A 26,495-nucleotide genomic window follows, 5' to 3' on the forward strand; every position below is an offset into this window, starting at 1 on the left:
TTGTCTCGCACCTTGCGGAGCGAGACGGACTAATAGTCACATAATAAGAAAAAGAGGTGTGAGCCTCTTTTTTGTTTCTTTATATCCTTACCTGTCTGTCTTCAGACCGCTGGCCTGTGACAAACATGGTAAAGGTCGCCTTGCAGACATTTCTGCCTTCTTGATTGGTGATATCCACATCCACGACACAGGTTGTGCGACCATGATGGACACATTCTCCTTTAATGGTCAGCACATCGTCGAGTTTTCCTGCCTTTAGGTAGTTGATAGAGGATTGGAGTGTCACCCCATCAAGCCCCAGTGAGATAACCACCAAACCACTAATCTGGTCACAAAGAGTGAAGAGATAGCCACCATGGGCATTGCCATAATAGTTGAGCGACGAGTTCACTACTTTTGTCGTCACCACAACATGACCGTCTCTCATTTTTTCTATTTCGTAATTTTCAAAAGCAGATATAGCGTCAAAATGAAAATCTTTCATCGTTTCCTCCTGATAGTTCAAACGACACTATGATACTACTTTTTATAGGACTGTGCAAGGAGAAGGCTCCTAGTCTGGCAAAATTCCGACCTGCTCTACAAAGCTCATAAAGGCTGCCTGTCCTTGTTCCGTCTGCTTATAGACTCCTGCATCCTCTAAAACACGCGCAAAGATAGTACCTACAGAGTCCTTGACGATTTCAAGGGCTTTTTCTTTATCTTTTAGGTCTGGATGTTGAGCTTTGAGCTCGTCTGCCCATTCCTGATGATAAGAGACAACTGTATCCCCATCTCCCATGAGATAGCTGGTGACTTGCTCCAGTTCTTCTTTCAGACGTGGTGGCAAGATTGCCAAGCCCATGACCTCAATCAAGCCGATATTTTCCTTCTTGATATGTTGGACATCCTTGTGAGGATGATAGATTCCATCAGGATGCTCTGCCGATGTCTGATTGTCTCGCAAGACCAAGTCCAACTCAAACTGTCCATCGCGTTTACGAGCAATGGGTGTAATGGTGTGATGCGGTGTCCCGTCTGTCTCTGCTAAAATCTGCACTTCAGGGTCTGAATACTGTCGCCATTCCTGCAAAATCTTGTCAGCCAAGTTGATCAAATCCTCTTTGGAATCCGAAGTCAAACGTAGCACTGACATAGGCCACTTGACAATCCCAGCCTTGACCTGCTCAAAACCAGCAAAACAGAAAGTCTTTTGTAAGGGAGCTAATTCCATAGGGAAAACATGTCTGCCTCCCTGATAGTGGTCATGAGTCAGAATAGAGCCTCCCACGATTGGAAGGTCGGCATTCGAACCTGCAAAATATCCCGGAAATTGCTCTACAATCGCCAGCAGACGCTCAAAACTCTGACGACTAATCGCCATTGGCCGATGCTGACCGTCTAAGAAAATACAGTGCTCATTAAAATAAGCATAGGGCGAATACTGGAAGCCCCACTCCTGACCCGCCATTTCAAAACGAATAATGCGGTGATTGCTGCGAGCTGGGTGGTTAACCCGACCATGGTAGCCTTCATTCTCTAGACAGAGCTGACATTGGGGATAATTGCTAGCTTGCACCAACTTGGCCGCCGCAATCTCCTTTGGATCCTTTTCAGGTTTAGAGAGGTTGATGGTAATCTCAAGTTCTCCGTAGTCAGATGGTACACGATAAGCGATATTCTTAGAAATAGCCTTGAGTTTAATGTAGTCATTTTTCTGACTAAGTTGGTAGAAGTCCGCAATCGCCTGCTCTGGTGATTGGGCGTAAGTTGCCCAGAAGTCATGATTGACCTGACTTGGACAAGGAGTTACCAAGTCCATCAGTTCAGAACCGAGGATTTCACGCGCAGTCTGACTGTCCTCAATCGTCTCTAATCGAACCGCTTCCTCGACTAACTGGTCCTTAAGGTCGATCAACTCATCCAGATCCGTCTCAACTTTCAAAACGCCTTCACCCATTCGTGCTAAGACACGATTGGTTAGGTAGATTCGATCCATTTCCTCAAATGAACTTTCAGCAATGACTTCCGTGATAAATGCATCTAGAACTCCTTGACTCATTGATTCTCCTTCTTACTTTCTAAATAGTCTCTGACAGCATCTAAATCCTGAAAAACTTGTTCTGTTTTATCTAAGAAAGACTGTGCTGGCATTTTCAAGTCTGGAATACAAATAACTGGTATCCCAGCTCTATACGCTGCTTCACTATCCTCTAATACTAAGCAATTCTCTGGTAAAACATTCAAATCACTACAGGCCTTTAAAAATATATCAGGGTAGGGTTTGCTTCGCTTTACATCTTTTGCAAAAACTAGATGGTCAAATAGGGACAGTATACCATTACTATCCAAAATCATTCTAGCTCTAGATTCAACACTTGAAGTTGCTAGAGCGATTGGAATACCTTCTCTTTGCAAAAAAGCAAGCAAATTTTTAGCACCTTTTTTTAAATTTACACCTTTGGCTAATATTCGAGCTTCCAGTTCATAAACTTTTTCCAAGGTTTGGTCAAAGTTCCAAGGTAAATCATAGGTATCTAAAAATCGTTGAACCTTCTCCTCTTCCCTATGTCCACTGTATTCTCTAGAATATGTTTCTTCTGTGAAAGGAATTCCAAAATCTTTAAGCAATTCTTGATAAACTTTTAGAGAAATGATCTCAGTAACAGCTAATAAGCCATCTAAATCAAATATTACAGCGTCCATTTACTTCTCTCCTAGTCTAAAACGCGAGTGCCACCTGCAACTTCAGCGATATAGAAGCTTGGAGCATATCCAACGACTTCCTCGTAGTGCTTGCCTACAGCTTCCTTAAAGGCCTCAACAGCATCTTTTTGCACCAAGGCAATGGCACAGCCACCAAATCCTGCCCCTGTCATACGAGCACCCAGAACACCTTCTTGTGCCCAAGCCGTATGAACAAGGGTATCCAATTCCAAGCCAGTTACTTCATAGTCATGTTCTAGAGAAACGTGAGAAGCATTCATCAAGCGACCAAATGTTTCCAAATCACCTGCTTGAAGGGTTGCTTGAGCTTTAAGAGTACGTTGGTTTTCAAGCACAGCATGGCGAGCACGTTTTAAGCGATTTTCATCTTTAATCAGATAGCTGTATTGGTCAAAGGCCCACTCATCCAATTCACCCAAGGTCTGAATATCCAAGGCAACTTGCAATTCTTCCACAGCTTTTTCACACTCAGCACGGCGTTCATTGTACTTAGAGTCCGCCAGTTCACGGCGTTTGTTGGTGTTCATGATGACAACAACATTGTCTTTCAAATCAAGCGGCACCAAGTCATACTCCAAGGTGTTGGTATCTAGGTAAATGGCCCGTTGGTCAGCTCCCATACCGATAGCAAACTGGTCCATAATACCAGAGTTGACTCCGATAAAGTTATTTTCTGTTTGTTTTCCGATTTTAACCAAATCCAAACGGTCTAGTTTTAAACCAAAGAGATGCTCTGCCACAACCCCCGTCAAAAGTTCCAAAGATGCCGATGATGACAAGCCAGCTCCATTTGGGATATTCCCATAAACATAAAAATCAAACCCTTTGTCAATCACATGTCCAGCTTCTTGCAAGAAATGAAGAACCCCTTTTGGATAGTTGGTCCAGCTGTGCTCTTTTTCAAATTTGAGGTCAGCAAGAGGCACTTCGATGATACCCTTGTCCTCAAAGTTGGCTGAGTAGAAACGCAAGACTTGGTCGTCACGTTTGCGAGCCGCCCCATAAGTTCCCAAGGAAATAGCTGCTGGGAAAACATGCCCACCATTGTAATCCGTGTGTTCACCAATCAAATTGATACGACCTGGTGAAAAGAAGGTTTGGTCTGCTTCTTGACCAAAAACGGCAAGAAAGTCTTTGCGAAGGGCTTCAGTAGTAAGATCTTGTGTCATATAAATTCTCCTTTGACTGTACGTTAAGTCACCTTAACGTGTAATCGTTTTCTTCTATTGTATCCAAGGGATTTACCAAGGTCAATCCTTTTTACTAAACTTTTACTAAACTATCAGTAAAAAGCAGAAAAATATGATATACTAACCTAAAAGGAGGAGGATTTATGGCTACCTTAAAAGACATCGCACAGCTAGCCTCTGTCTCTATCGCGACCGTATCTCGTGTCCTCAATCGCGACCAGAGTCTATCTGTTACAGAAGAAACCAGACACCGTATATTAACCGTTGCTGAAGAGCTGGGCTATACTAAGCACCTCAAGACAGGCGAATCCCACAAACCCAAGCAAAAGATTGCCATTATCCAATGGGTCAGCGAACAAGGGGAGCTGGACGATCTCTACTACTATCAGATTCGTCTTGGTATTGAAAAAAGAGCCCAAGAGTTGGACTATGATATCTTGCGCTATTTTAATGACCACCCTTTTACATTAAGCGAGGAAGTGATTGGCATTCTCTGCATCGGAAAATTTAGCCGAGCTCAGATTTCTGCCTTTGAAGAATACCAAAAACCCTTGGTCTTTATAGACAGCGATACCCTCTCACTAGGTCATACCTGTATTATTACTGACTTTTACACTGCTGTGAAACAAGTTGTAGACCATTTCCTCAGTCAGGGGGTGGATCGGATTGGCATTCTAACAGGTCTTGAGGAAACAACCGACCAGGAAGAAATTATCCAGGATAAGCGGCTAGAAAATTTCAAAGACATTACCCAAGCAAATGAAATCTACCATGAAGAACTGGTCTTTCGAGGGAGCTTTACTGCCCAGTCTGGCTATGACTTGATGAAGGAGGCCATTCACAAGTTGGGAGAACAACTCCCACTAGCCTTTTTCGCAGCCAGCGATAGTTTAGCCATCGGTGCCCTTCGTGCCCTTCAAGAAGCTGGAATCAGCCTACCAGACCGCGTCAGCCTCATTTCTTTTAACGACACCAGCCTGACCAAGCAGGTCTATCCTCCCCTTTCTAGCATTACCGTCTATACCGAAGAAATGGGCCGAGCAGGTATGGATATTCTTAACAAGGAAGTTCTCCATGGTCGGAAAATCCCTAGCTTGACTATGCTGGGAACCAGACTAACTTTGAGAGAAAGTACAAGGAATGAATAGGATAACAAAACGACCTCTAGCGAGATCGTTTTTCTACTAATGATGCCTATGCCTCTGCTCTAACTCTCTCACCTTCCGCCTATGTTGCACATGATTGCTTTGACTGCTATCCACTTCAATAGTGATATTCTGCACGCCTCTTTCTTCTAAAAATTGACGCACCACTTCTTTGGTTTCCATCATCTGTTCCCAGTCCTTAATACAAATGTGGACAATAGCATTATTCTCTAGACCGTCCATGGACCAAATGCTAAGTTGATTGACACTGTTGACATTGGGTAGAGCCTCTAAATCCTTCTCCAAATCACTTGTCTCGACTCCTTCTGGCACAGCATCTAGGAAAATTTTCAGTGCGCTCCAAAAGCGAGGAATGGCTTTCGACAGAATAAAGATAGAAATAACCAGCGATAAAAACGGATCGAGGATATACCAGTCCGTAAATCGAAGGATAATCGCCATTAAAATGACAGCCAGCCAACCAAGGGTGTCTTCCAAAAAATGCAAGCTAAGAATTGACTCGTTCTTTGTCTTTCCTTTACGGACTACTAGACTAACTAGCACATTAATAGCCACTGCAATGATTCCCAGCCATAGGATACCATTTTCATTAACGGGTTGAGGGTGAACGATCTTTGTGATATTTTCCAAGATTACTAGGACAGACCCTATCATAAGAATCACAGCCGTTAGCATGGCCCCTAAAAGACTAAAACGTTTGTAACCCAAGGTGTACTGTCTATCTTCTTCACGGTTTGAAATTGTTTCTAAAAGGGCTGAGATGCCAATGGCTATAGCATCTCCCAGGTCATGAACAGAATCAGCAAGAACTGCACTCGAACCAAAGATTCCTCCTGCGATAAACTCAACAATCGCATAGCTTAAATTTAAGAAAAAAGCTAACCAGATAGATGTTTTAGAACTCATTTCTCTCCCTCCTTTGGTATAATGGGTATATACATACTTCTTTCATTTGTATTATCTAATAAAATCCAAAGAAAGGATAGAAGCAAACTGTCAGTCCTGTTCAGTTCTGAACAGTTTGTCTCAAGTGTCTATATGCCAAAAAGAGACCGTCGAGTCAGTAAGACGAAAAAAGCCATCTATCAAGCTTTTTTACAACTTTTGAACGACAAAGGCTATGATGCCACTACTGTTCAGGATATCATTGATCTAGCAGATGTTGGACGTTCTACTTTTTACTGCCATTACGAGAGTAAGGAATTCCTTTTAGATGAGCTCTGTCGCTACCTCTTTCATCATCTCTTTGAAAGGGAAGAACACTTGACTACAGAAGACTACCTCGCACATATCTTTTTACATTTTCAGAAAAACCAGGACCGTGTCACCAGTCTCCTTTTTTCCAAAAACGACTACTTCCTCCGCCAACTACACAAGGAACTCGAACACCACGTTTATCCCATGGTGGCGGATGACTTGCAAGAGGCCTATCCAAACATTCCGGCCTCCTACCTCCAGCATTTTGTTGTAACGAACTTTATCGAGACCCTAACTTGGTGGCTAAAACAAGGAAAATATTATACCGAAAACCAAGTGGTGAAATTTTACCTTGATGTAATAGAGATGACCTCTACAACTCCACTTGATAACTAAGCCTGAAACTCAGAAAGGAACCAACTATGTTAACTTCGATGATTCTAGGAATACTAACAATTGTACTAGCTCTCGCCTTCTCATTGCTTCACCTTGCTGCTGCTTTTTCAGCTATGAAACAAAAGAACTACAGTCTGGGAAACACGTGCATCTTGGTCGGCAGTTGCCTCACATCTCTGGCTCTAGCCATCTTTTACTTCGTTCCAGTTGCAACCATTCTTCTATGGATTGTGGGTTCGAGTATCGTCTGCTATGGAGCCTACTGGAACGGCCAACAGAAAGAAAAACAACATATCTCGCACCACATCGTTCGTATAACGACCGCTATTGTCATTACGGTATTATTCATTTTGCTCTAACACAAAAAAAGGATCATCTGATCCTTTTTTTACTTTTTTAATTTAAGCGCTTTTTGCTGCCTTGCTCCACTGATACCACTCAACCAGACTATTGATGAGATAAATTAGGTATTTCCCTTGGATTTGCAGACTTTCTCCCCACCAGAGATAGATTGAAAAGACATTAGTAGCAGCCCAGAATATCCACTGTTCACGGTAAACAGCTGTCATGAGGATTTGCCCTACACCATTGGTCGCATCAGTGATAGAATCACGATAGGGACGATTAGCTCCGATAGACTGATAAATAAACCCAAAGGCCAACCACCAAAGAACACTAATTGAAAGATACTTGGTCCAACCCTTGCCGTCCAGTTTACGCGCGACAAACTCCTGCTTTTCTTTCTTGAACTGTGCTTGGTAGATCCAAACTAGAAGCCCAATTGGCTGCATAATTGTAAAATAGAGAGTTGTTAAAACCTCACCATAGAAGCCTTTTTGAAGGGCAAGCACCAGATAAATGATGGAATTAATCAAACCAAATAGGTAGTTACTAGCACGACCTTCAGCTTCTCAAAGAGCAGAAAAAAGGTTAGTAATGCTTGAGAGATGAATCATTTTAAAGGCAAACAATTCCAACAAGACGTCATCATTGTCGCTGTTTGTTATTACCTACGTTACAATCTGAGCTATCGTGAAGTTCAGGAATTGCTTTATGACCGTGGAATAAATGTTTGTCACACTACGATTTATCGGTGGGTTCAAGAATACAGTAAAATCCTCTATCATCTCTGGAAAAAGAAAAATAAACAGTCCTTCTATTCGTAGAAAATGGATGAAACCTATATCAAAATTAAGGGGCGTTGGCATTATCTCTATCGAGCGATTGATGCGGACGGTTTAACATTGGATATCTGGTTACGAAAGAAACGTTGAGCAGACGATAACAGCTATAAGTTAGAAGATACCGCCTATCAAGAAGATAAAGCACGCAAATCAGAAACCGAAGATAAGCTAGCTATTGAAGCAATGAAAAGCAAGTACACCACGCTATTGCTAGAAAATATGTTGCTAAGTCCGTTTGAAATGCAAGATACAAAAATCATGGCAGGATTGCAAGTCCATGTTTACCCCCTCTATGACGAACTGAAAGAATTAAGAGGGCTAAATAGTGTTAAAGACCACTTGTCTTATGTTGCCAGCAGACGTGAAGAATATTCTAAGCATAATATCGCACGCCACCTCAAAAAAGTCATTGAACAATATCTACCAACGGTTAAAAGGCAGGACTTAAACCATGAGTGAAGACTTAAAAACGATCAAAGAGCTGGCGGATGAGTTGAGTGTTACAAAACAAAATATTCAATATCACTACCAAAGGTTACCAAAAGAATTACAGCTTAAAAGTTCCAATGGGTCTAATCTAATAAATTCTAAAGCAGAAAAAATAATTTTAGGTAAAGTAGAAAGTAGTAGCAAATCAAATACCAAAGACCAACAAATAAGTAGCAAAGACCAACAAATAGAAAAACTAACTAATTTGTTAGACCAGTAACAACGATTAGCCTTGCAAGATAAAAAATTGCTAGAAGAATACAAGGCGGAAAATGATAACTTAAAAGCCCTCAAAATGCCCTCACAGGAAACAGAATTCAAACACTTAGACAATCAATATAAAGATGAAGTGAACGCTCTTAAAGAGAAGTTGGAAAATTTACAGGAACAAATCAAAGATCAAAAAAGGATAGAAGAACAAGAAAAACCAATAAAATGGTGGGGACTAGGGCGAAAATAGATGATTCAGTTAAAAAGAAAGTTCCAGAATTGCGATTTAAAGGATTCACGGATGAATGGGAACAGCGTAAGTTGGGAGACGAAGTTCGAATAGTGATGGGACAGTCTCCTAATTCAGAAAATTATACTGATGATCCTAATGAGCGCTAAAAATGCGAAGACCTATGAAGACCTATTTTGTATTAGTCAAACAAAAAATCCAAAAGAAATGGTATATGATTATGACCATGAAACAAAGTAAAATCAAACCGAGTGATCTGAGGAATCACCCGATGATCATGAAACGTTATTAAACACAAAAGTCACCCATGTGAGTTCTTGCCAGAAGCTGAAGTTAATCCTTCAACCTGGAAAACCCGCAGAGGTGACTTTTTCTATACATCTCGATTTTTCTGGCAATAATCATTAACCGATAAATATGTCTGTGAATCACCCAGCGACTCCGCTATGTCCATAATCCGCGGTGGTAGTAATCCCACTCGCTGGACAAGTTCGTGATTGCTGAACAATTCCCGTGGACTGCCGGCGAAGCCAAACTTCCCGTGTTCCATAACATACACCGACTCAAACTCGGCGGCGACCCAATCCATGTCATGGGTGATGGTCACAACTTGGTGGCCCGAATCAGCCAACTGATGGAAAATTGCGGTCAACTTGCGCCGGCTTTCCCAATCAAGCGACATCATCGGCTCATCAAATAAATAAATCGCCGGATCCACTGCCAAAACTGTGGCAACGCTCAACAGCTTGCGTTCCGACAATGACAGGTCATATCGACTTTCAGCTGTTTTATCATCCAAGCCAACTCTTTTTAGAGCCGCTAAAGCCCGCCTCGTAATCGTGTCGTGGTCATCCATGACCTGCGCGACATTCCACTCCACCTCTCGTTGAACGGTCGGGTTGAAAAGCTGATCGTCAGGATTCTGAAAAGTAATTCCAACCTTCAGTAACTTTTCGACTGGTTTAAGATCATTAAAATTTTCTCCATCGATCTTAATCACACCGGTTTGTGGTGACAGCAAACCCGTCAACAATTTGAAGAGCGTTGATTTGCCGGCACCATTTTGGCCGACAATCGCCACCATCGGATCGGCGAAGTGTTTGTCTTCAACATCCAAGCTAAAGGACCGTTCCGGATAAGTGAACGTCAGGTGGCTCAGTTCAATTGTGGACATAACGAACCTCCTTCAGATCAGCATAATTCACCGGATACCGGCCATCAGCCAAGTGCCAATCCATTTTTTGAGCAAGTTGCTGGATTGTCGGGGCTGGAATCTGCCAGTCAGCTGCCAAATGATTAAACACCTCACCCGGCCTGCCCTGGGCTACCATTTGACCCTCGTGCAGCACCCACACAATGTCGGCGACTTCGCACAAATCGTCAATTTCACTGGTGACAATGAAGACAGTCGTCTCTTTGACTTGGGCCAGCCATTGGAAAAATTGCCGGCGGCCAAGGGGATCCATCTCACTGGTCGGATCATCCATAATCAAAACAGCCGGATTAGCCACAATCGCCGTGGCAATTGCCAACCGCTGGATCTGACCACCGGAAAGGCTCTCGGGACGCAAATTCAGCTGTTCAATCAGCCCCATTTGCGTGGCAACTTCTTCAACCCGTTTTTGAATCAGTCCTTCAGCCATTCCCTGATTAATCAAGTCAAAGGCGATTTCATCGGCAACCGTGTCTGCCAACCCGCTTAGTTGGCCAGCTGGATTTTGCAGTACAATTCCATTTATGGCATTATAAACAGGCCAATTGTCAGACACTCGCTGGCCAAACATGTGCCAATCGCCCTCAATCTCAGCAGACACAATTTTGGGAATGACCCCTGCCAGCACACGGCACAAAGTCGATTTGCCGGAGTGGCTATTCCCGATAATCCCAACCACCTGGCCGGTATGAACCTCCGCGTTAATCTGACGCAGTTGTGGTTGCTCAGTACCCGGATAACGGGTGGTCAAATTTTCAATTACAATCCGTTTATCTTCGTCCATATCTTCCACCCAATCAATAAAATTGCCAATCCAGTCAGACCAATGTGCAGCGTCCGCGACAGGCGATACACGCGCTGGGAGGTTCTAACAGTCCGGTTGAGATTATCAAAACCTCTCAGTTGGAGAGAAATCGACCGCGTCATCGATTGATCCAAGGTCTTAATCACCAATGGAATTAGAACCGGCAGGACTGACTTTAATTTCTGAATCAACGTTTTTTGCGGATTGGTTCCGCGAACTTTTTGTGCCTGCTGGATTTTCCGCATATTGCGCATCATTTCCGGCAAAATATAACACACCGACATCAGAACGTAGACGGTTTTATAAGACAATCCGGACAGTTCCAAATAGGCCGCGTTTTCTGAAATACTCGTGGTCACTATAAAAAAGCCACTGGTCAAAATAATCACCAATACTCGACAACCCAGAGCGGTGGCGTAAATCAGGCCCTCTTTGTAGAACGACACCCCAAGCACAGAAAACAGCACAGTTTGATTCCGACTGTAAAATAACCCTTGGATGATCAGCATGGTGCAAATCAGAAACAGGCTTAATCCCAGCGCCTTAAAGGTGGTAGAACTCAATTTGGAAAATAACAATAGCAGTGTTGCGACAAGAATTAATCCGGCCTGAAGCAACAAATTCATACTGGCAAAGCTCAACAACGTCATGTCCAAGATGAACAAGAGCTTAGTAATCGGATCGATCACCTAGTACCACTTGAGCTTGACCCGTGGCGCTCCAGAAATCAATGTTTTATCAGTCATCATTTATCATCGCTAAAGAAGTGCACCATCCGCTTCGGCAGCTGACGATAGATGAAGAATGCCAGGTAGGCCACGCAGAATTTATCCAAAATATCCAAGACAAACTCATCGGTAAATGAGGCCAGCCACACTGGTGCATGATTGGCGACCATTACCGCAAACAATGAGTCACCCCAAGCGATACCGGTCTGACCACCCCAAAAGATGACGTTGAGTGGCGTTGAAATGACAGCTGAAACGATGGCAATAATAATAGCAGAAACAAATACTCGTCGCGCTGACGAGAACCACCCATTGGCGTGCAAAACTCCGACAGCAATCCCAATTCCGATGCTGGTAATCGCATACACGGTTGAAATTGGCGATAAGGTCAGCCCATAGATCACGTTGTTGATGAAACCACTAATGGAACCGGCAACCGGCCCAGCCAACATGCTGGTAAGAAAGGTTCCCAAAGACCCCAGCCAAACGGGCAACTTTAACCCCTCCGCCAAGGCTTTGGCAACATAGTTAATCCCCACGGCAGCGGGAATCAAAGTCATGGTGGCAGCACTTAACTTAAATTTCCACATACTGGTACGATGAATCGGTTCTGTTTTCATAATCTTCTCCTTTTGTTTTTAAAGAGCCGTGTCTGGATAGACTTTCGGACGCAACGCTCTATTATATATCTACTGAACTGTCTATACACAAGATTTCCATCCTTAGTCGACATGAGCTGGAAATCCTTATTTGTTAAGTAGTTCACAACACATTATACACCTATTTGTGAATAATCAAGTGTATTTACAGTGAAATTTTAGAAAATCCTAAAAATTTCCTCTTATTTTCCATTTTGAAAGACATTCAGTAACTCTAATATCAAAAAAGCCCAAACGACATTGTCTGAGCATTCTTTTCTATAGTCGTTTAAGCAAGTTGAGTTTGACATTTTCAAACTATTTCTTCAACAAACCTTGTTCTTGTAGAAATTCCTTGGCTACTTGTTCTGCCGACTTGCCTTCAACGCCGACTTGGTAGTTGAGCTGACTCATCTGGCTTTCAGTAATTTTACCAGCCAATTTATTAAGAACAGGTTCCAACTCAGGATGTTTCTTGAGAAGAGCTTCTTTCATAAGTGGTGCCCCTTGATAAGGTGGAAAGAGTTGCTTGTCATCTTCCAAGACCTGCAAATCATAACGCGCCAATTCTGCATCCGTCGAATAGGCATCCGTAATTTGAATATCGCCTGACTGAATTGCCTGATAGCGAAGAGCCGGCTCCATGGTCGCTACGTTGAGATTAAGACCATAGAGAGACTGCAAGCCCTTATTTCCATCCTCACGGTCATTAAACTCGAGAGTAAAGCCAGCTTTCAACTGCCCTTCCGCTTTTTTCAAGTCCGAAATGGTCTTCAAGCCATATTCTTGAGCAATCTTTTTCGGAACAGCTACAGCGTAGGTATTTTGATAAGACATGGGTTTGAGATAGGCCAGATGATCCTGTTTGGCAATGCCATTACGCGCCACTTGATAAACCTGATTTGGCTCATGACCTACCTTGGGTGATGGCTGAAGCAAACTTTCAGTCACCGTACCAGTAAATTCAGGATAGATGTCAATATCGCCTTTTTTCAGAGCTTCATAGAGGAAGCTTGTCTTCCCAAAATTCGGTTTAACAGTTGCAGTCATACTGGTATTTTCTTCAATCAGCAGCTTATACATATTTGCCAAAATTTCTGGTTCTGGACCCAATTTCCCAGCAATCACCAAGTTTTCTTTCTCTTTTTGAGCCAAGAGGGCTGGACTATAAGACAGACCGAGTAATATGGTCACCAAGGCAAAACCAGAGAAAATCGTCCGCAATTTTGCTTTTTCCATCACTTTTAGTAGGAAGTTAAAGGCAATGGCCAGCACTGCAGAAGAAAGGGCCCCAATCAAAATCAGACTAGTATTATTGCGGTCAATTCCCAAAAGGATAAAGGAACCCAGCCCCCCTGCACCAATCAAGGCAGCCAAGGTCGCCGTACCGATGATCAAGACCGCTGCCGTCCGAATCCCAGACATAATGACAGGCATGGCAAGTGGAATTTCAAACTTCTTGAGACGCTCCCATCTAGTCATCCCAAAGGCAATTCCAGCCTCTTGCAGACTTGGATCAATTCCCTTCAGCCCAGTAATTGTATTTTGCAAAATCGGGAAAATCGCATAAATCACCAGAGCAGTCAAAGCAGGCAAGGTCCCAATTCCCATCAAGGGAATAAAGAGTCCTAACAAGGCCAGAGACGGGATGGTCTGGAAAATCCCTGCAATCTGCAAGACCCAGTCCGCTATCTTTTCATGATAACGAAGATAAACAGCCAAGGGAATCGCGATAAAAATAGCTAGTAACAAGGTCAAAAGCGACAACTGCAAATGTTGAGATAGGGCTGTTACCCAATCACCAAAACGATCCTGAAAAGTTGATATCAAATTAGTCATGAACACTACCTCCAAACAAGTCTGCTACAAACTCTGTGGCAGGAGCTTTTAAAACAGTCTCAGGATTTGCAACCTGACGAATCTCTCCATCCTGCAAGACAGCAATACGGTCACCTAATTTCAAAGCTTCATCCGTATCATGGGTCACAAAAATCGTTGTCATCCCAAACTCTTTATGCAATTCTTTCGTCAGAACCTGCAACTGTTTTCTCGAAATAGCATCCAAGGCTGAAAAGGGCTCATCCATGAGGAGAATCTTAGGCTGACCAATCATAGCACGAACAATACCAACCCGTTGCTGTTCTCCACCAGATAATTCACTAGGCAAACGATTCCCATAGTCAGCTACTGGTAAACCAACCTTAGCTAAAAGCTCTTCTGTTTTCTTCGCAATTTCTTCCTTAGTCCAGCCCTTCATCTCAGGAATAAGAGCAATATTTTCTGCAACCGTTAAATTGGGAAACAGAGCAATGGCCTGTAAAACATAACCAGTAGAAAGACGAAGCTCACGCTCATCATAGTCTTTGATGCGCTTGCCATCCATATAAATATTTCCATCAGTTGGTTCCAAAAGACGGTTAATCATCTTGATCATGGTCGTCTTACCGGACCCAGAAGGTCCAACTAAAACCATGAACTCCCCATTCTCGATCCGTAAATTGACATCTATCAAGACATCTTTTTCTGTATAGCGTAGCGCTACATTCTTGTATTCAATCATTCTTAGTCTTCAATTTAAAATTTTCCTCGATTAGTCAAGTCTTCTACCTTAGGCATGACTTCCTTATTATCCCAATGCTCCACAATCAAGCCATTCTCCAAACGGAAGATGTCATACTGGGCATAGGCAACTCCATCAATCTGAGTCTGCCCATAGCTAACCACATAGTTTCCTTGTCCCAAAAACTGGAAAACAAAGTCGAAAGTAAGATCGTGCTCAGCTACATAGTCTTTATAAGCCTGACTTCCTTGGCCAATCTCATGATTATGCTGAATCAAATCGTCCGCCACATAATCACTCCACTGCTCCAGTTCCCCATTTTGGAAAATTTCTGTCAAGAAACGGCGAACCAACTTTTTATTTTCTGCTGTCTTATCCAAATCCTTGATCTTAAAATCTCCAAAAATCTGGTCTAATTGGCCGTTTTCAGGTGTTCGATAGTAGTCAATAACATCCCAATGCTCCACGATACGACCATTCTCATCCGCACGGAAAGTATCTGTCGTCACCCATTGAGCTTCCCCGCCATTGAGATATTGATGAACATGAACAAAGACCAGATTGCCATCCTCAATAGTACGGACAAACTTCATCTCACGCTCGGGATGGCGCTCAAAGAAATTTGCAAAGAAAGTCGCAAACTCTTCTTTCCCATCTGGCACTCCTGTCGAGTGTTGAATGTAGGTATCTCCTACAGACTGGGCCTGAGCCTCAGCAACTCGTCCATCTTGAATAGCATGAATATATAGATTTTGGGCATTTTCAACTTGTTTTGACATGATTTATTCCTCATTTGCTTTCTCTTTCAGATTGTCCAAAATGCGCTCCTGATAACTTTCAAACTGACGAATTTCTTCCTCAGTGAATCCTTTATAAAAAATAGCATCCAGTTTTTGACTGATACGATGGCCAACTTCTTTCTGAGACCAACCCCGCTCTGTCAACTTGACATATTTCTTTCTCTTATCTATTCCACATGGGCTAATGATGACCAGGTTTTGCTCCTCAAGTTTCTTAATCATGGTTGTTAGCGTATTGTTGGCGAGGCCAGTCGCAAGCGCAACATCTGTGGCTGTAGCACAACCTGTCTCACTATTCCATAACACCGTGAGAATCTTGCCCTGTTCACTCCGATAAAGAGCCTCAGGATCCTGACTCAGTAACTTTTGCAAAATCCGCCCATTTAACAAACGAATATGATGGGCTACCAAATGACTATCTTTCATAACACCTCTAATTTATTTCGATATCGAATCGTTTTTATTGTAACACTTCTCGTTCCATCTGTCAACTATTTCGATTTAGAAATAATTTTCACCAACAAAAAAGATCCCCTACCTCGAGTAGAAGATCTTCACTATTTATTAACTTAATCTGTCATTTCGGACACCAGTGTTCGATGTTCCAGTGGTAAGCTGCACATAACCAGCAAGAAGATAAATCCTGACTGTACCCAGAAGAGAGCCAAGTCAAAAATTCCATGTACGGCAACTACTGTAAGGAAGGAGAGATAAAGACCGATAATTGGTCGTTTACCAGACTCCTGACTCATATCCATCATCATGTGAACCGGGATAACCGAAGAAATGGATAGGAGAATGGTTCCAATCAAACCATAACTCAAAATAGTATCGATGTAAAGACTATGCGCGTGTTCGTGGTAAGGTGCATGGATTCTCGGGAAAGAATTCATATAGGTCAGCGGACCCTCACCCCAGATCGGATTTTGCTTGAACAAAGTCATACCCGCATTCCAGATTGAAACTCGCTCCTCCATTGAAGAATCTAGCGTTCCCATACGGACACCCAAATCGCTTGAGAAGAGGAAACAGAGGCCAATCCCGAAAACACCAATACTGAGCCAAAAGGCGCGCCAATTTTTAATGGTTGTAAAGAGATAAATGATGGCACCAGCAATGATGGCAGGAAAGGCTGTTCTATTTTGCGTAAAATTCAAACCAAATAGATTCACAAAACCTGCTAGTACACAAAAGACTTTCAACCATCTTAACTTCGTCGTTGTAAAGAGATAAAAGGCAATCATGATACAGAAGCAACAGATAATCCCATAGTAGTTAGGATTAAAGAATGTGACCTCCGCACGGTTTTGGTGCCATACTTGCATATTAGGCGAAAGAAAGGCGTAGTTAAATTTCTTTACAATTTGGAAATGCTCCAAAGTAGCAAAAACAGCAGAGAGCACACTACCAAACAAGATTGTCTGCAGTATCAGTCGAAAGAAAGCATGTGTCAGACGTTTCTGGTAATAACTAAAGAAAATGAGGAAGAGAAACATCAGTAAAGATGCAACCAATCCAAGCCAGTTCTTGGCGACGATAGAGATGATACTACTGTAGGCAATAAAAAAGAGAAGTACAGGATGTTTGGCCAATCCTTTGATAATTCCCTTCATCTCCCCAGTAACAAGTAAACCTATCAAATATAAAGCAAAGAGGGCTAAGAACAAATAAAAAGGTAAAAAGATACTTATGATCATCAAATACAAAAAGAAATCTTTTTTCGAAAGCCCTCTTATCTTATCCAGTAATCCAATTGATTTCAAAACGGATCCTTTCTGTTCTGGATTTCTCCAGAAGATAAATGCTAAACTATCTTTATATTCTACCATTTTTTCCGTCATTTGGGAACAATGAACACGTTTTCACTACAAAAAAATTCTGTCAGCAATATAGCACTAGAACTGAATTTTTCTGCCGTTTTCCACTACTTGATAGGTTTGACTTTGCAGATCAATTTCTGCTACTGCTGTTACGGACTTGTCTTTATTTTGACGTTTGATTACAATTCTGTGAGCTGTTGGTGTTTCAATGTCAATAGTCCCTTCTAGGTCAAAGGCCTCTGATTGATTACGGAAAGAAAATAGATTGAGAAGGGCCTTCACCACAGGACGTTGAACTTCTTCTGCTATTTCCTCATTGCTATAATAATGACGATTAATATTTCGACCTTCTTTGGTTTCTTCTAATAATTTCAAGTCATTTTTTCCTGCTAATAGACCCACATAGTAAACCTGAGGAATGCCTGGAGCAAAAGCTTGAATCAGACGAGCGAGGAAGTACTTGACATCATCATCTCCAAGCGCAGAATAATAGGTTGAATTGATTTGGTAGATATCTAGATTGTTATACTCTGCACTAGAGTACTTACGTTTGACATTCGCTCCAACCTTATAGAGCTCATTTGAAGCATAGTCAATTTCCTCATCAGTCAGGATATCCTTGACATCCACCACTCCAATCCCATCATGGGTATCTAGTGTCGTAAATTGCTTCATCGGGTTCATCTTTAACCACTTAGCCAAGCGCTCTGTTCTGGAACTGTAAAGAGTATAAAGGGTTACCATTCGAAGGGCAAAATCGTAAACATAGTAATCATGGTCCGCTATTTTAAACTGAATCGAATAGTGTTCATGAATCTCAGGTAAGAGCTCTGTCCCATACTCAGCAGCGATATCTCGAACTTTGTCCAATAAATTCCAAATATCTGGTTCCACAAAGAAATCATTGGTATCCAATTTCTTCACTGCATAAGCAAAGGCATCTAGACGAATCAAATCACACCCGTTACTTGCTAGATGTTGAATCGTCTTACGGATGAATCTCATCGTTACTTCTTTGGTCACATCAAGATCAATCTGCTCCTCACCAAAAGTATTCCACAAATGTTCTACTGAACCATCCGCAAAAAGAATCTCTTGCTATGGTGCACGATCCTTACGCTTGTAAATTAGGTCTACATCAGCTTGTGTCGGACGATTTTCCGGCCAAAACTTGTCCCAGTTTAAAAAGAGATCTTTAAATTCACTAGCTTCATGTTTTTCTTGATAGTCCTTATAATATTTAGATTGACGAGAAATATGGTTAATCATAAAGTCAAACATAAGATAATATTTCTCACCTAAACGCTTAACATCCTCCCAATCACCAAACGCTGGATCCACTTCATCGTAGTCAACTGGTGCAAATCCGCGATCACCTGTTGACGGGAAAAATGGTAGAAGGTGAACTCCCCCAATAGCATCGCCAAAATGTTCTTCCAAATTCTCATACAAGTCTTTAAGGTTATTTCCAAGACTATCTGAGTAAGTAATCAACATAGTTTTATTTTGAATGGTCATAGATGGTCTCCTTTTTCTGATGAAAGCCAAGTCTTATATGACCTGGCTTCGTAAATGAAAGATATTTTTAGATTTTTGTTCGCTTCGAACTCCTACTACTATAGACTGCAAGTAACTAAGTACTACTTTCTTGTTTTCTACATAGAATTGTCAACAAGCTGAACTGTTCCTCTATGCATGGAATTATAAATTCCCTAAGCACTTTTTTACTTCACTGCCCCGTTACTCATTCCTGAAATGATATGTTTTTGGAAGATGAGGTAGACAATGGTTATCGTTATAATTCCCACAATATAAGATGCAAAACTTGGGCCATAGTCATTAAAGTACTGACCTTGGTAGTTGTATTGAAAGAGAGGTAAAGTCCACATCTTGGAATCCTTATTCAGAATCAAGAGTGGCAACATAAAGTCATTCCAGAACCAGAGAGCATTGATAATCAAAGTTGTCGCATGCATGGGCTTCAACATTGGAAAAATGATTCGACGATAAATTGTAAAACGATCAGCCCCATCAATTTCCGCAGCTTCATCCAAACTATCTGGTACACTGATTTTTATATAACCAACATACAAGAAGAGAGTCTGTGGAATAGCATAAGTTAGGTAGAGTATTACTAGCCCCCACATATTTGCTAGACCGAGTTTACTCATCATAACTGTGATGGGAATCATAATCACCTGAAATGGAACAAATATCCCTAAGATCAGGAGCGAATACATAATTGCAAAGGCTTTTTTCTTGGACATATTTCGAGCAATGGAATAAGCTGCAGCTGGTATAAAGAAAGCCACTACAATCAATGATAACACCGTAATAACTGCTGAATTCCAGAAATAGCCTCCAATTCCATCCGAAATCAATCGTTCATAGTTACTTAAGGTAAAAGGATTGGGCAAACTAAAGAAATGGTTCATGATATCCTTAGTTGTCTTGAAAGAACTAAATACCGTTACCAACAAAGGAACAAGTATAAGAATACCACCGACTATCAAGAGGACATATTTCCAAAACTGATTCAATTTTTCTTCTTTTTTCATGTGTAGGACTCCTCTATTAGATTTCAAATTTCTTTGATAGCTTGATTTGGATAATAGAAACAATTCCAATAATTAAGAATAAAATCAAGGCAATTGCATTCGCATATCCATATTGATTACTCTTGAAAGCATAGTTGTATACTAAAAGTCCAAGGGATGTTGTAGCATTATTTGGACCACCACTCGTCAACGCAAAAATTTGGTCAAAGGCTGTCAAACCAGACTTAAGAGCCAAGATAAAAACCATTGAAATCGTTGGCAGTAAATAGGGCAATTCAATCTTCCAAAAAGTTTGTTTACTGGTTGCACCATCAATTGATGCTGCCTCTAAAATATCAGTTGGAATGCTCTGAAGACCAGCAAGAAAGAGAATGATTGGCATTGCTACTCCTTGCCATAGAAGAACAAAAATAGTTGCCACTACCGCTCCGACAGGTGTCCCCAACAGACTCTCTTGTAAAAAGCTAATTCCTAAAATTTTTCCAATCGTTGGAAGCCCATAGTTGAAGAATTGTTTAAAAATCAAGGAAACTGTCAAACCAGACAAAACAGCCGGGAAAAAGAACCAAGCTCTAAAGAAGGTCTGCCCCTTCATCTTCGAATTTAATGCTCGTGCCACAACCACCCCAATCGTAATCTCTCCAATAATCAATGCCAGAGTTAAAATCAAAGTAAAGGCTATGGCTGTGAAGAATTTCCCATCAATCATTAGCAATTTGTAGTTATTCAAACCAACAAATTTATAATTATAGGTCAATCCAGTCCAGTTAGTCAAACTATAGAAAGCACCTTGTACCATTGGAAAGTAAAAGAAGATAGCTTGTAAAGCAAGCGGGATGAGCAAAAATGTCCAACCCCAGTATTTATTTAAAAATTTTCGAATAGCCATATCATCTTAACTCCTGTTCTAGTCCAAATCTGCCTTCATTGGATTAAAGAAAGCATTGAGATTGTTTGCCATATTTTTCAGATTTTTATCCATCAGGTAACCTGCACTTAGATTAAAAAAGTCTTCTTCAGAGTTCCAGCGTTGGCCCAACCAAACATAATGTTTGTCCGTAAATGCCAGTTTAGAAATAGCTGCAAGCGCTGAATCTTCTTTTTCCTGTATGCCTTTTACCGCAACAGGTGATCCATCTACATCATAGTATGACTGCATAGCTTTTGGACTAGTCATATAGCTGATAAATTCTTCGGTTTCTTTCGGATGTTTGGTAGTAGCTGAAGTTGATAATGCCATATCCCCTGCACCAACAGTGACTTCTTTTCCTACTTCTTCTCCAGGAAAAGCAAACATCCCCACCTCAAATTTTGGATCCTGTTGATTAATTGCCGCCAATGCCCATGATCCTTGTGGCATCATCAAGGCTTTTCCACTCGAAAATGCTACCACCGCATCATTATAAGAGGCACCACGCCAACCATCTTGAGCATTATCTGCTAATAAATCGAGTCGTTCTGCATCTGCTTTTAAAATAGCATCATCTGCAGAGATGGCGTTTGGTTTTGAAAAGCGAAGGTAATTATTAGCCGCGTCTCCACTACCCGTAAGAGTAATGAGAGAAAGTTGGTGGTAACCATTTAATGTCCAGCCTTCATTACCTGCAACCGCAAACGGAGAATTTCCACTATCTTTTATCCTTTTGACAATCTCTTGAAACTCTTTAAAAGTCTTCGGTTCCTCAAGTCCTAATTCTTTAAACTTCGTTTTATTGTAATAGATTCCATAAAGGTTGGCCGTTAATGGCACACTATAAACTTTATTGTTAATCGCATACTTTTCGGCATAGTCATTCTTGATGTTCTCAAGATAGGGTTTTCCTGTCATATCTGCAAAATAGCCTGCCTTCGCCCACTCCTGAAAATCCATATTTTGAGGATAGATATTAATAATATCTGGAACATCTCCTGATAAAATACGAGTCTTTAAAACAATTCCAGCTGAAGGTACTGTAGTCAGCTTCACATCAATATTAGGGTGTTCCTTCTCAAAATCATCCACTATCTTTTGCAAGGTATCTGCCATCTCGGTCTTCTGGTTAAAAAACTCAATCGTTACCTTGCCATCAGTTGATTGATTGTTCTGACCACAAGCCACTAGGCCTAGTAAACTTGCCCCAGCTACTAAAAGAAAACCTGCTTTCTTATACCATTTCATTGGAATGCCTCCTTGATAAATTTATACGCTTTTAGTATAGTCTTTTGAATTTATACTGTCTACTCAAAAAATCTCCTGATGATAGGATAACAGTTAAACCTGCATACATGAGCTCTGCACCCGAATAAACAATGTTTGTCCCTTCCAGCTCATAAAGCTCTTCCACTTCTAAGTCTTTCAGTTTCAAGGTGGTTTCCATTGTTTCCACAACTGACAGGACTCGGACGTAGGTTACAATCGTTTGATTTCCATAGTTAAATTGTAGAGCTGCTTCATTGGATTCAGCATCGGGATTGATTAACCTATACTGGTTTCCCAACTGGACTACTGGTCGCAATTCTTTATACAAGTTCACCTGATTAGCAATCTCAGCTTTCTCCTCATCTGATAAACTTGTCAAATCAAGCTCATAGCCCAGATTTCCCATCATGGCTACATGACCACGAGTTTCCAATGGTGTCATTCGTCCCATCTGATGATTTGGTACTGCTGACACATGAGCTCCCATGGAAATGGTTGGATAGAGATAGGATGAACCGTATTGTATTGGTAAGCGTGCAATAGCATCAGTATTATCACTTGCCCAGACTTGAGGGAAATAACGCATCATACCAAGATCATTTCGTCCACCACCACCAGAGCAGGACTCAAAGAGAATATGGTTGTGCTTCTCTGTCAGATATGAAACGAGTTCGTAAAGCCCCAACATATACTGATGAGACTGCATCTGGGTTTCCAAGTAGGCTGAACCATTCCCCAGGTTAGTAATATTACGGTTCATATCCCATTTGATGTAGTCAATTTTATGATGAGAGAGGAGTTCATCTAAAACATTTTTCAAATATTCTACTACCTGAGGATTGGCAAGATTAAGTACTAATTGATTTCGAGAATAAGTATGATCATAACCTGGAACCTGAATAGCCCAGTCAGGATGTTTACGATACAAGTCGCTATCAACAGAAATCATCTCAGGTTCTAACCAAAGCCCAAACTGCAAACCTCTTTCATGGATAGCTGAAATCAGACTTTCTAGACTTCCACCCAGTTTTTTCTCATTCACAACCCAATCACCTAAAGCACGATTATCATCAAAGCGATTACCAAACCACCCATCATCTAATACAAAAAGTTCAATTCCAACTTTCTTAGCTTCATCAGCTAGTTCTAACAATTTTTCTCTCTGAAAGTCAAAGTAGGTAGCTTCCCAGTTATTGATTAGAATTGGGCGCTCTTTTTTAGAAAATTTACTTGGCATAATGTACTTAAGTACAAAATTCTGACTTTCATGACTAATACCAGTTAATCCCTTATCTGAATAAGTCACTAAAGCTACCGGTGTTTCAAAGTTTTCCTTAGGATCTAACTTCCAAGAAAAGTTTTCTGGATTAATGCCAATAGCCACCCGAACTTCATTCAGTTGATTCTTTTGAACAAAAGCTTCGAAGTTTCCACTATACATCAGTTGAATAACAAACACATTCCCAGCATCCTCTGTAACTCCTTGATCACATAATAGAAGAGCTGGTGTTTGAGCATGCCCAGAAGCTCCACGGTTCGAACTAATCGAAAAGATTCCTTGCTCTACCTGTTGACGTCGGACGGTCTTTTCACGAGCATAAGCTCCCTGCAAAGTTACTATTTCGTAAGCTGCAGCAGGAAAATCAGCCATAAAAGAAAAGTCCTTATGAATGACAACTTCCTGATTACTATTATTCTCCAATTTGCTGTAACTAGCAATTGTCGCATCATTATCAAAAGCTGTATAATACAAAGTCAGACTAAGTTTAGCTTGAGAATCTTTTAAAATCAAGACAAGTGTCTCTGTATCATCCATGTTGTGAGGAGAAGGTAAGCCCTGTGGACCATTCTGACCTTTTAAAATCTTTGCTTCTACAAATCGAAAGTCTGTTACTTCAGTTGCATCATGTTGAACCAGTAAAGTTGGTTTTCTAAAGTCACCCAAACCATGTTGTCCAAAAATTTGACGTTGCGTATCCAAACTAAAGGTTCGATTAGTAGCTGTTGGATTCCCTGAAAAAGCATGATCGCGTTCATAGACACTATTAGCCCCTCTATAGTTCTTAATAGTCTTTCCTAAATGTTTTAATAATAAGAACCCATCCCTATTTTCAATAATCAAACTTAAACCTTTACTCTCAACGTAAAAAAAATTATTCTCTATCCGAATTCCCATAAATTGTACCTCATCGATTTCCTGATAAAATTTTAGCAAATAAAAGCGCTTTCTAAAATAGAAAAATGTCTCTAAAGTATGGTAAAATGTTAGGTAGGAGGTGCCCCATGCTCGTTTTTTCAGAATACCAGACTGGAACAATTGATCTTTCTCTTAGCTTTTACGGCTATGAAGAATGCAGGCCTAACTACTCTTTTGGCCCAGCTATTCGAGATACCTATGTACTACATTATATTACTAAAGGAAAAGGTCAATTCCATTATAAGGGGAAAATTGTTGATTTAAAGGCAGGAGATTTCTTTTTACTAAAACCAGATGAATTAACATTCTATCAAGCAGATAGCCAGGATCCTTGGGCTTACTACTGGTTGGGGATCACTGGAGGGAGGGCACCTGACTACTTTGCTCTATCTCAAATTTCTGACCAATCCTACCTCATCCAGTCAAATAACTGTCATACACAAACAACTTCAAAACTCATCTCAGATATTGTCCGCTTCGCTCAGATTACAAAATCAAATGAATTGGCTCAACTCCACATCATGGGACAACTCCATGAACTGATGTTTCATCTAGGAACTATTGCTCCCAATCAGAAAAAAGAGAATATTTCATCAACCCACCAGCTCTATCTTGACTGCAAACGATTAATTGATAGTCACTATCCACAATCACTCACCATTCAAGATTTAGCAAAAGAGCTATCGGTTCATAGAAGTTACTTAACTAGTGTGTTTAAAGAATTTCACCAACTCTCTCCAAAAGAGTATTTACTTTTCGTTCGAATGAACCGTGCTCAACAGTTACTAGAACACACCAATGAAACGATTAAAGTCATTGCGTATTCTGTGGGTTTTTCAGATCCATTACATTTCTCAAAAGCCTACAAGCAGTTTTTTCATAAAACACCTAGTCAAACTCGAAAAGAATACTCTCACTCCCTCTTAGCTAGAAAGGAAAAACAATGAAATCACACCAACTAGTCTACCAAATATTAGCTAGAGAAAACGATTATGTTAGCGGAGAAAAAATCGGAGAAGAACTGAATTTAAGCCGTACATCTATATGGAAAGCGATCCAACGTCTTCAACAAGAAGGCCTAGAAATTGACAGTATCAAAAATAGAGGATACAAGCTTATTCAAGGCGATCTGATATTGCCTGATTTGATTCAAGAGAACACCAACTTAACCATTCGCTACAAACCTGAGACCAAATCAACCCAAACAGATGCAAAAGAAGGGATTGAAGCTGGAAACAAAGGAAATACACTCTATCTTTCAACCTGTCAAACAGCAGGTCGTGGCCGCTTTCAGCGTCCCTACTATTCTCCATCTCAGGGGGGAATCTATATGTCCCTGCATATTCAACCAAACCTCCCATATGATAAACTCCCATCCTATACACTCCTGGTTGCTGCTGCAGTCTACAAAGCCATTAAAAACCTAACTATGATAGAAGTAGATATCAAATGGGTAAATGACATCTACTTTAAAAATAAAAAAATAGCAGGTATCCTCACCGAAGCAATGACATCAATTGAGACAGGCTTGGTTACAGACGTCATTATCGGACTAGGTATAAATTTTTCTATAGCAGACTTCCCAGATGACCTAAAAGAAAAAGCAGGTAGCCTATTTATGGCACCTGCACCAATTAGTCGTAATAATCTCATCAGCGAAATATGGAATTGTTTCTACAATACGGATTCAGATGAGCTACTTTATATCTATAAAGAAAGATCAATAGTTCTTGGAAAAGAAGTTACCTTCCAGCTAGATGGAAAATTGGAAAAAGGTCTTGCAAAAGAAATCTCAGCATCTGGTCAACTTCAAGTCGAACTTGAAGATAAACATACTATCTGGCTAAATAGCGGAGAAATATCACTAACAAGTTGGTAATAAACAAATCCCCTTTTAATGATTTAGAAGGGGGATTTGCATACAAAAAAAAGGGCTCTATAATATCTGTAGTGGGTAAAACCACTATGGAAATTATGGAGCTTTTTGAATACACAAAAAGTCCCATAAGACTTATAATGAAAAGCACTCAAACCATCATTAGAAAGGATCTTATGGAACATATTCATCATACCACACAACTCATCGGAATGAAAGACAAAAATATCACCCTAAACAAAGCCTTGAAACATGAGACTCACATTGAGCTAATGGCTACATTAGACTACCAACCTCCCAAGTGTAAGAATTGCATGGGAATACAAATCAAAT

Annotated in this window: 25 protein-coding genes and 5 pseudogenes; 10 read left to right on the top strand and 20 right to left on the bottom strand. The window is 40.9% G+C overall.

Annotation, left to right across the window (positions count from 1 at the left end):
- Positions 1–79: 79 nt before the first annotated feature.
- From Q4A91_RS06460 to Q4A91_RS06475, 4 genes are all read right to left on the bottom strand, one after another.
- Positions 80–484 carry a PaaI family thioesterase gene (locus Q4A91_RS06460; RefSeq protein ID WP_084859517.1) on the bottom strand — a complete coding sequence of 135 codons (405 nt, stop codon included), beginning with the start codon at positions 482–484 and terminating at the stop codon, positions 80–82.
- 69 nt (positions 485–553) lie between these two features.
- Positions 554–2,041, bottom strand: a complete 1,488-nt coding sequence (locus Q4A91_RS06465; RefSeq protein ID WP_303211379.1) for a UDP-glucose--hexose-1-phosphate uridylyltransferase — start codon at positions 2,039–2,041, stop codon at positions 554–556.
- A complete protein-coding gene (locus Q4A91_RS06470; protein WP_303211380.1) occupies positions 2,038–2,685 on the bottom strand; it encodes an HAD family phosphatase in 648 nt (215 codons plus the stop codon). Before Q4A91_RS06470 ends, Q4A91_RS06465 begins: the two co-directional genes overlap by 4 nt.
- Before the next feature lie 11 nt (positions 2,686–2,696).
- Positions 2,697–3,875: a galactokinase gene (locus tag Q4A91_RS06475; protein ID WP_303211382.1), complete on the bottom strand. Its 1,179-nt coding sequence runs from the start codon at positions 3,873–3,875 to the stop codon at positions 2,697–2,699.
- 164 nt (positions 3,876–4,039) lie between these two features.
- Between Q4A91_RS06475 and galR the strand changes: the two genes are divergently transcribed.
- A complete protein-coding gene (galR, locus tag Q4A91_RS06480) occupies positions 4,040–5,044 on the top strand; it encodes a DNA-binding transcriptional regulator GalR (protein WP_303211384.1) in 1,005 nt (334 codons plus the stop codon).
- A 36-nt stretch (positions 5,045–5,080) separates the two neighbouring features.
- Here the strand turns inward: galR and Q4A91_RS06485 are convergent, their stop codons facing one another.
- On the bottom strand, positions 5,081–5,968 hold the full coding sequence (locus tag Q4A91_RS06485; protein ID WP_303211385.1) for a cation diffusion facilitator family transporter: 888 nt from the start codon (positions 5,966–5,968) through the stop codon (positions 5,081–5,083).
- Positions 5,969–6,100: 132 nt separating this feature from the next.
- Here Q4A91_RS06485 and Q4A91_RS06490 point away from each other — a divergent pair, with 132 nt between their 5' ends.
- Both Q4A91_RS06490 and Q4A91_RS06495 read left to right on the top strand, forming a co-directional pair.
- The gene (locus Q4A91_RS06490) at positions 6,101–6,655 is read left to right on the top strand and encodes a TetR/AcrR family transcriptional regulator (protein WP_303211386.1); all 555 of its coding nucleotides are present in this window, start codon (positions 6,101–6,103) and stop codon (positions 6,653–6,655) included.
- A 26-nt stretch (positions 6,656–6,681) separates the two neighbouring features.
- Complete coding sequence (locus Q4A91_RS06495; protein ID WP_303211387.1) at positions 6,682–7,014, top strand: glucuronide permease; 333 nt, start codon at positions 6,682–6,684, stop codon at positions 7,012–7,014.
- A 42-nt stretch (positions 7,015–7,056) separates the two neighbouring features.
- Here Q4A91_RS06495 and pnuC read toward each other — a convergent pair.
- Positions 7,057–7,563, bottom strand: a pseudogene (pnuC, locus tag Q4A91_RS06500) (nicotinamide riboside transporter PnuC); the annotation flags it as partial.
- 39 nt (positions 7,564–7,602) lie between these two features.
- On the opposite strand from pnuC, the pseudogene Q4A91_RS06505 reads away from it, so the two are divergent.
- From Q4A91_RS06505 to Q4A91_RS06520, 4 genes and pseudogenes are all read left to right on the top strand, one after another.
- Positions 7,603–7,926, top strand: a pseudogene (locus Q4A91_RS06505) (IS6 family transposase); the annotation flags it as partial.
- Positions 7,912–8,298: pseudogene (locus tag Q4A91_RS06510) on the top strand (DNA replication protein); the annotation flags it as partial. The pseudogenes Q4A91_RS06505 and Q4A91_RS06510, both read left to right, overlap by 15 nt.
- Complete coding sequence (locus tag Q4A91_RS06515; protein ID WP_001287840.1) at positions 8,291–8,548, top strand: plasmid replication protein; 258 nt, start codon at positions 8,291–8,293, stop codon at positions 8,546–8,548. The pseudogene Q4A91_RS06510 and the gene Q4A91_RS06515, both read left to right, overlap by 8 nt.
- Before the next feature lie 12 nt (positions 8,549–8,560).
- The gene (locus tag Q4A91_RS06520) at positions 8,561–8,788 is read left to right on the top strand and encodes a hypothetical protein (RefSeq protein ID WP_025172315.1); all 228 of its coding nucleotides are present in this window, start codon (positions 8,561–8,563) and stop codon (positions 8,786–8,788) included.
- 373 nt (positions 8,789–9,161) lie between these two features.
- On the opposite strand, the gene Q4A91_RS06525 is transcribed toward Q4A91_RS06520, so the two are convergent.
- The 14 genes and pseudogenes from Q4A91_RS06525 to Q4A91_RS06590 all read right to left on the bottom strand — a co-directional run bounded on the left by Q4A91_RS06525 (position 9,162) and on the right by Q4A91_RS06590 (position 24,265).
- Positions 9,162–9,962 (bottom strand): energy-coupling factor ABC transporter ATP-binding protein, encoded by an 801-nt coding sequence (locus tag Q4A91_RS06525; protein WP_303211390.1) that lies wholly within the window; start codon positions 9,960–9,962, stop codon positions 9,162–9,164.
- Complete coding sequence (locus tag Q4A91_RS06530) at positions 9,949–10,785, bottom strand: ABC transporter ATP-binding protein (RefSeq protein ID WP_303211392.1); 837 nt, start codon at positions 10,783–10,785, stop codon at positions 9,949–9,951. Before Q4A91_RS06530 ends, Q4A91_RS06525 begins: the two co-directional genes overlap by 14 nt.
- Positions 10,761–11,495 (bottom strand): energy-coupling factor transporter transmembrane component T, encoded by a 735-nt coding sequence (locus Q4A91_RS06535; protein WP_303211394.1) that lies wholly within the window; start codon positions 11,493–11,495, stop codon positions 10,761–10,763. The genes Q4A91_RS06530 and Q4A91_RS06535 overlap by 25 nt, the downstream gene beginning before the upstream one ends.
- 56 nt (positions 11,496–11,551) lie before the next feature.
- The gene (locus Q4A91_RS06540) at positions 11,552–12,154 is read right to left on the bottom strand and encodes an ECF transporter S component (protein WP_303211395.1); all 603 of its coding nucleotides are present in this window, start codon (positions 12,152–12,154) and stop codon (positions 11,552–11,554) included.
- 336 nt (positions 12,155–12,490) lie between these two features.
- Complete coding sequence (locus Q4A91_RS06545) at positions 12,491–14,011, bottom strand: ABC transporter permease/substrate-binding protein (protein WP_303211397.1); 1,521 nt, start codon at positions 14,009–14,011, stop codon at positions 12,491–12,493.
- Positions 14,004–14,732: an ABC transporter ATP-binding protein gene (locus tag Q4A91_RS06550; RefSeq protein WP_303211399.1), complete on the bottom strand. Its 729-nt coding sequence runs from the start codon at positions 14,730–14,732 to the stop codon at positions 14,004–14,006. Before Q4A91_RS06550 ends, Q4A91_RS06545 begins: the two co-directional genes overlap by 8 nt.
- A gap of 14 nt (positions 14,733–14,746) precedes the next feature.
- Positions 14,747–15,511: a nuclear transport factor 2 family protein gene (locus Q4A91_RS06555; RefSeq protein WP_303211401.1), complete on the bottom strand. Its 765-nt coding sequence runs from the start codon at positions 15,509–15,511 to the stop codon at positions 14,747–14,749.
- 3 nt (positions 15,512–15,514) lie between these two features.
- A complete protein-coding gene (locus Q4A91_RS06560; RefSeq protein WP_303211403.1) occupies positions 15,515–15,958 on the bottom strand; it encodes a MarR family winged helix-turn-helix transcriptional regulator in 444 nt (147 codons plus the stop codon).
- A 143-nt stretch (positions 15,959–16,101) separates the two neighbouring features.
- Positions 16,102–17,295 (bottom strand): O-antigen ligase, encoded by a 1,194-nt coding sequence (locus Q4A91_RS06565; protein ID WP_045617941.1) that lies wholly within the window; start codon positions 17,293–17,295, stop codon positions 16,102–16,104.
- A 132-nt stretch (positions 17,296–17,427) separates the two neighbouring features.
- A pseudogene (gene gtfA, locus Q4A91_RS06570) lies at positions 17,428–18,870 on the bottom strand (sucrose phosphorylase).
- Positions 18,871–19,076: 206 nt separating this feature from the next.
- Entirely contained in the window at positions 19,077–19,910 is an 834-nt protein-coding gene (locus tag Q4A91_RS06575; RefSeq protein WP_268698287.1) for a carbohydrate ABC transporter permease, read from the bottom strand.
- Positions 19,911–19,926: 16 nt separating this feature from the next.
- Positions 19,927–20,799 carry a carbohydrate ABC transporter permease gene (locus Q4A91_RS06580; RefSeq protein WP_303211406.1) on the bottom strand — a complete coding sequence of 291 codons (873 nt, stop codon included), beginning with the start codon at positions 20,797–20,799 and terminating at the stop codon, positions 19,927–19,929.
- Between the two features lie 18 nt (positions 20,800–20,817).
- Positions 20,818–22,068: an extracellular solute-binding protein gene (locus Q4A91_RS06585; protein WP_303211409.1), complete on the bottom strand. Its 1,251-nt coding sequence runs from the start codon at positions 22,066–22,068 to the stop codon at positions 20,818–20,820.
- 31 nt (positions 22,069–22,099) lie between these two features.
- Positions 22,100–24,265 carry an alpha-galactosidase gene (locus tag Q4A91_RS06590; RefSeq protein ID WP_303211412.1) on the bottom strand — a complete coding sequence of 722 codons (2,166 nt, stop codon included), beginning with the start codon at positions 24,263–24,265 and terminating at the stop codon, positions 22,100–22,102.
- Between the two features lie 107 nt (positions 24,266–24,372).
- Here Q4A91_RS06590 and Q4A91_RS06595 point away from each other — a divergent pair, with 107 nt between their 5' ends.
- From Q4A91_RS06595 to Q4A91_RS06605, 3 genes and pseudogenes are all read left to right on the top strand, one after another.
- Positions 24,373–25,233 carry an AraC family transcriptional regulator gene (locus Q4A91_RS06595; protein ID WP_303211415.1) on the top strand — a complete coding sequence of 287 codons (861 nt, stop codon included), beginning with the start codon at positions 24,373–24,375 and terminating at the stop codon, positions 25,231–25,233.
- On the top strand, positions 25,230–26,165 hold the full coding sequence (gene birA / locus Q4A91_RS06600) for a bifunctional biotin--[acetyl-CoA-carboxylase] ligase/biotin operon repressor BirA (RefSeq protein WP_303211416.1): 936 nt from the start codon (positions 25,230–25,232) through the stop codon (positions 26,163–26,165). Before Q4A91_RS06595 ends, birA begins: the two co-directional genes overlap by 4 nt.
- 137 nt (positions 26,166–26,302) lie before the next feature.
- Positions 26,303–26,495, top strand: a pseudogene (locus Q4A91_RS06605) (hypothetical protein); the annotation flags it as partial.

Source organism: Streptococcus sp., from assembly GCF_030528045.1.
Classification (GTDB): domain Bacteria; phylum Bacillota; class Bacilli; order Lactobacillales; family Streptococcaceae; genus Streptococcus.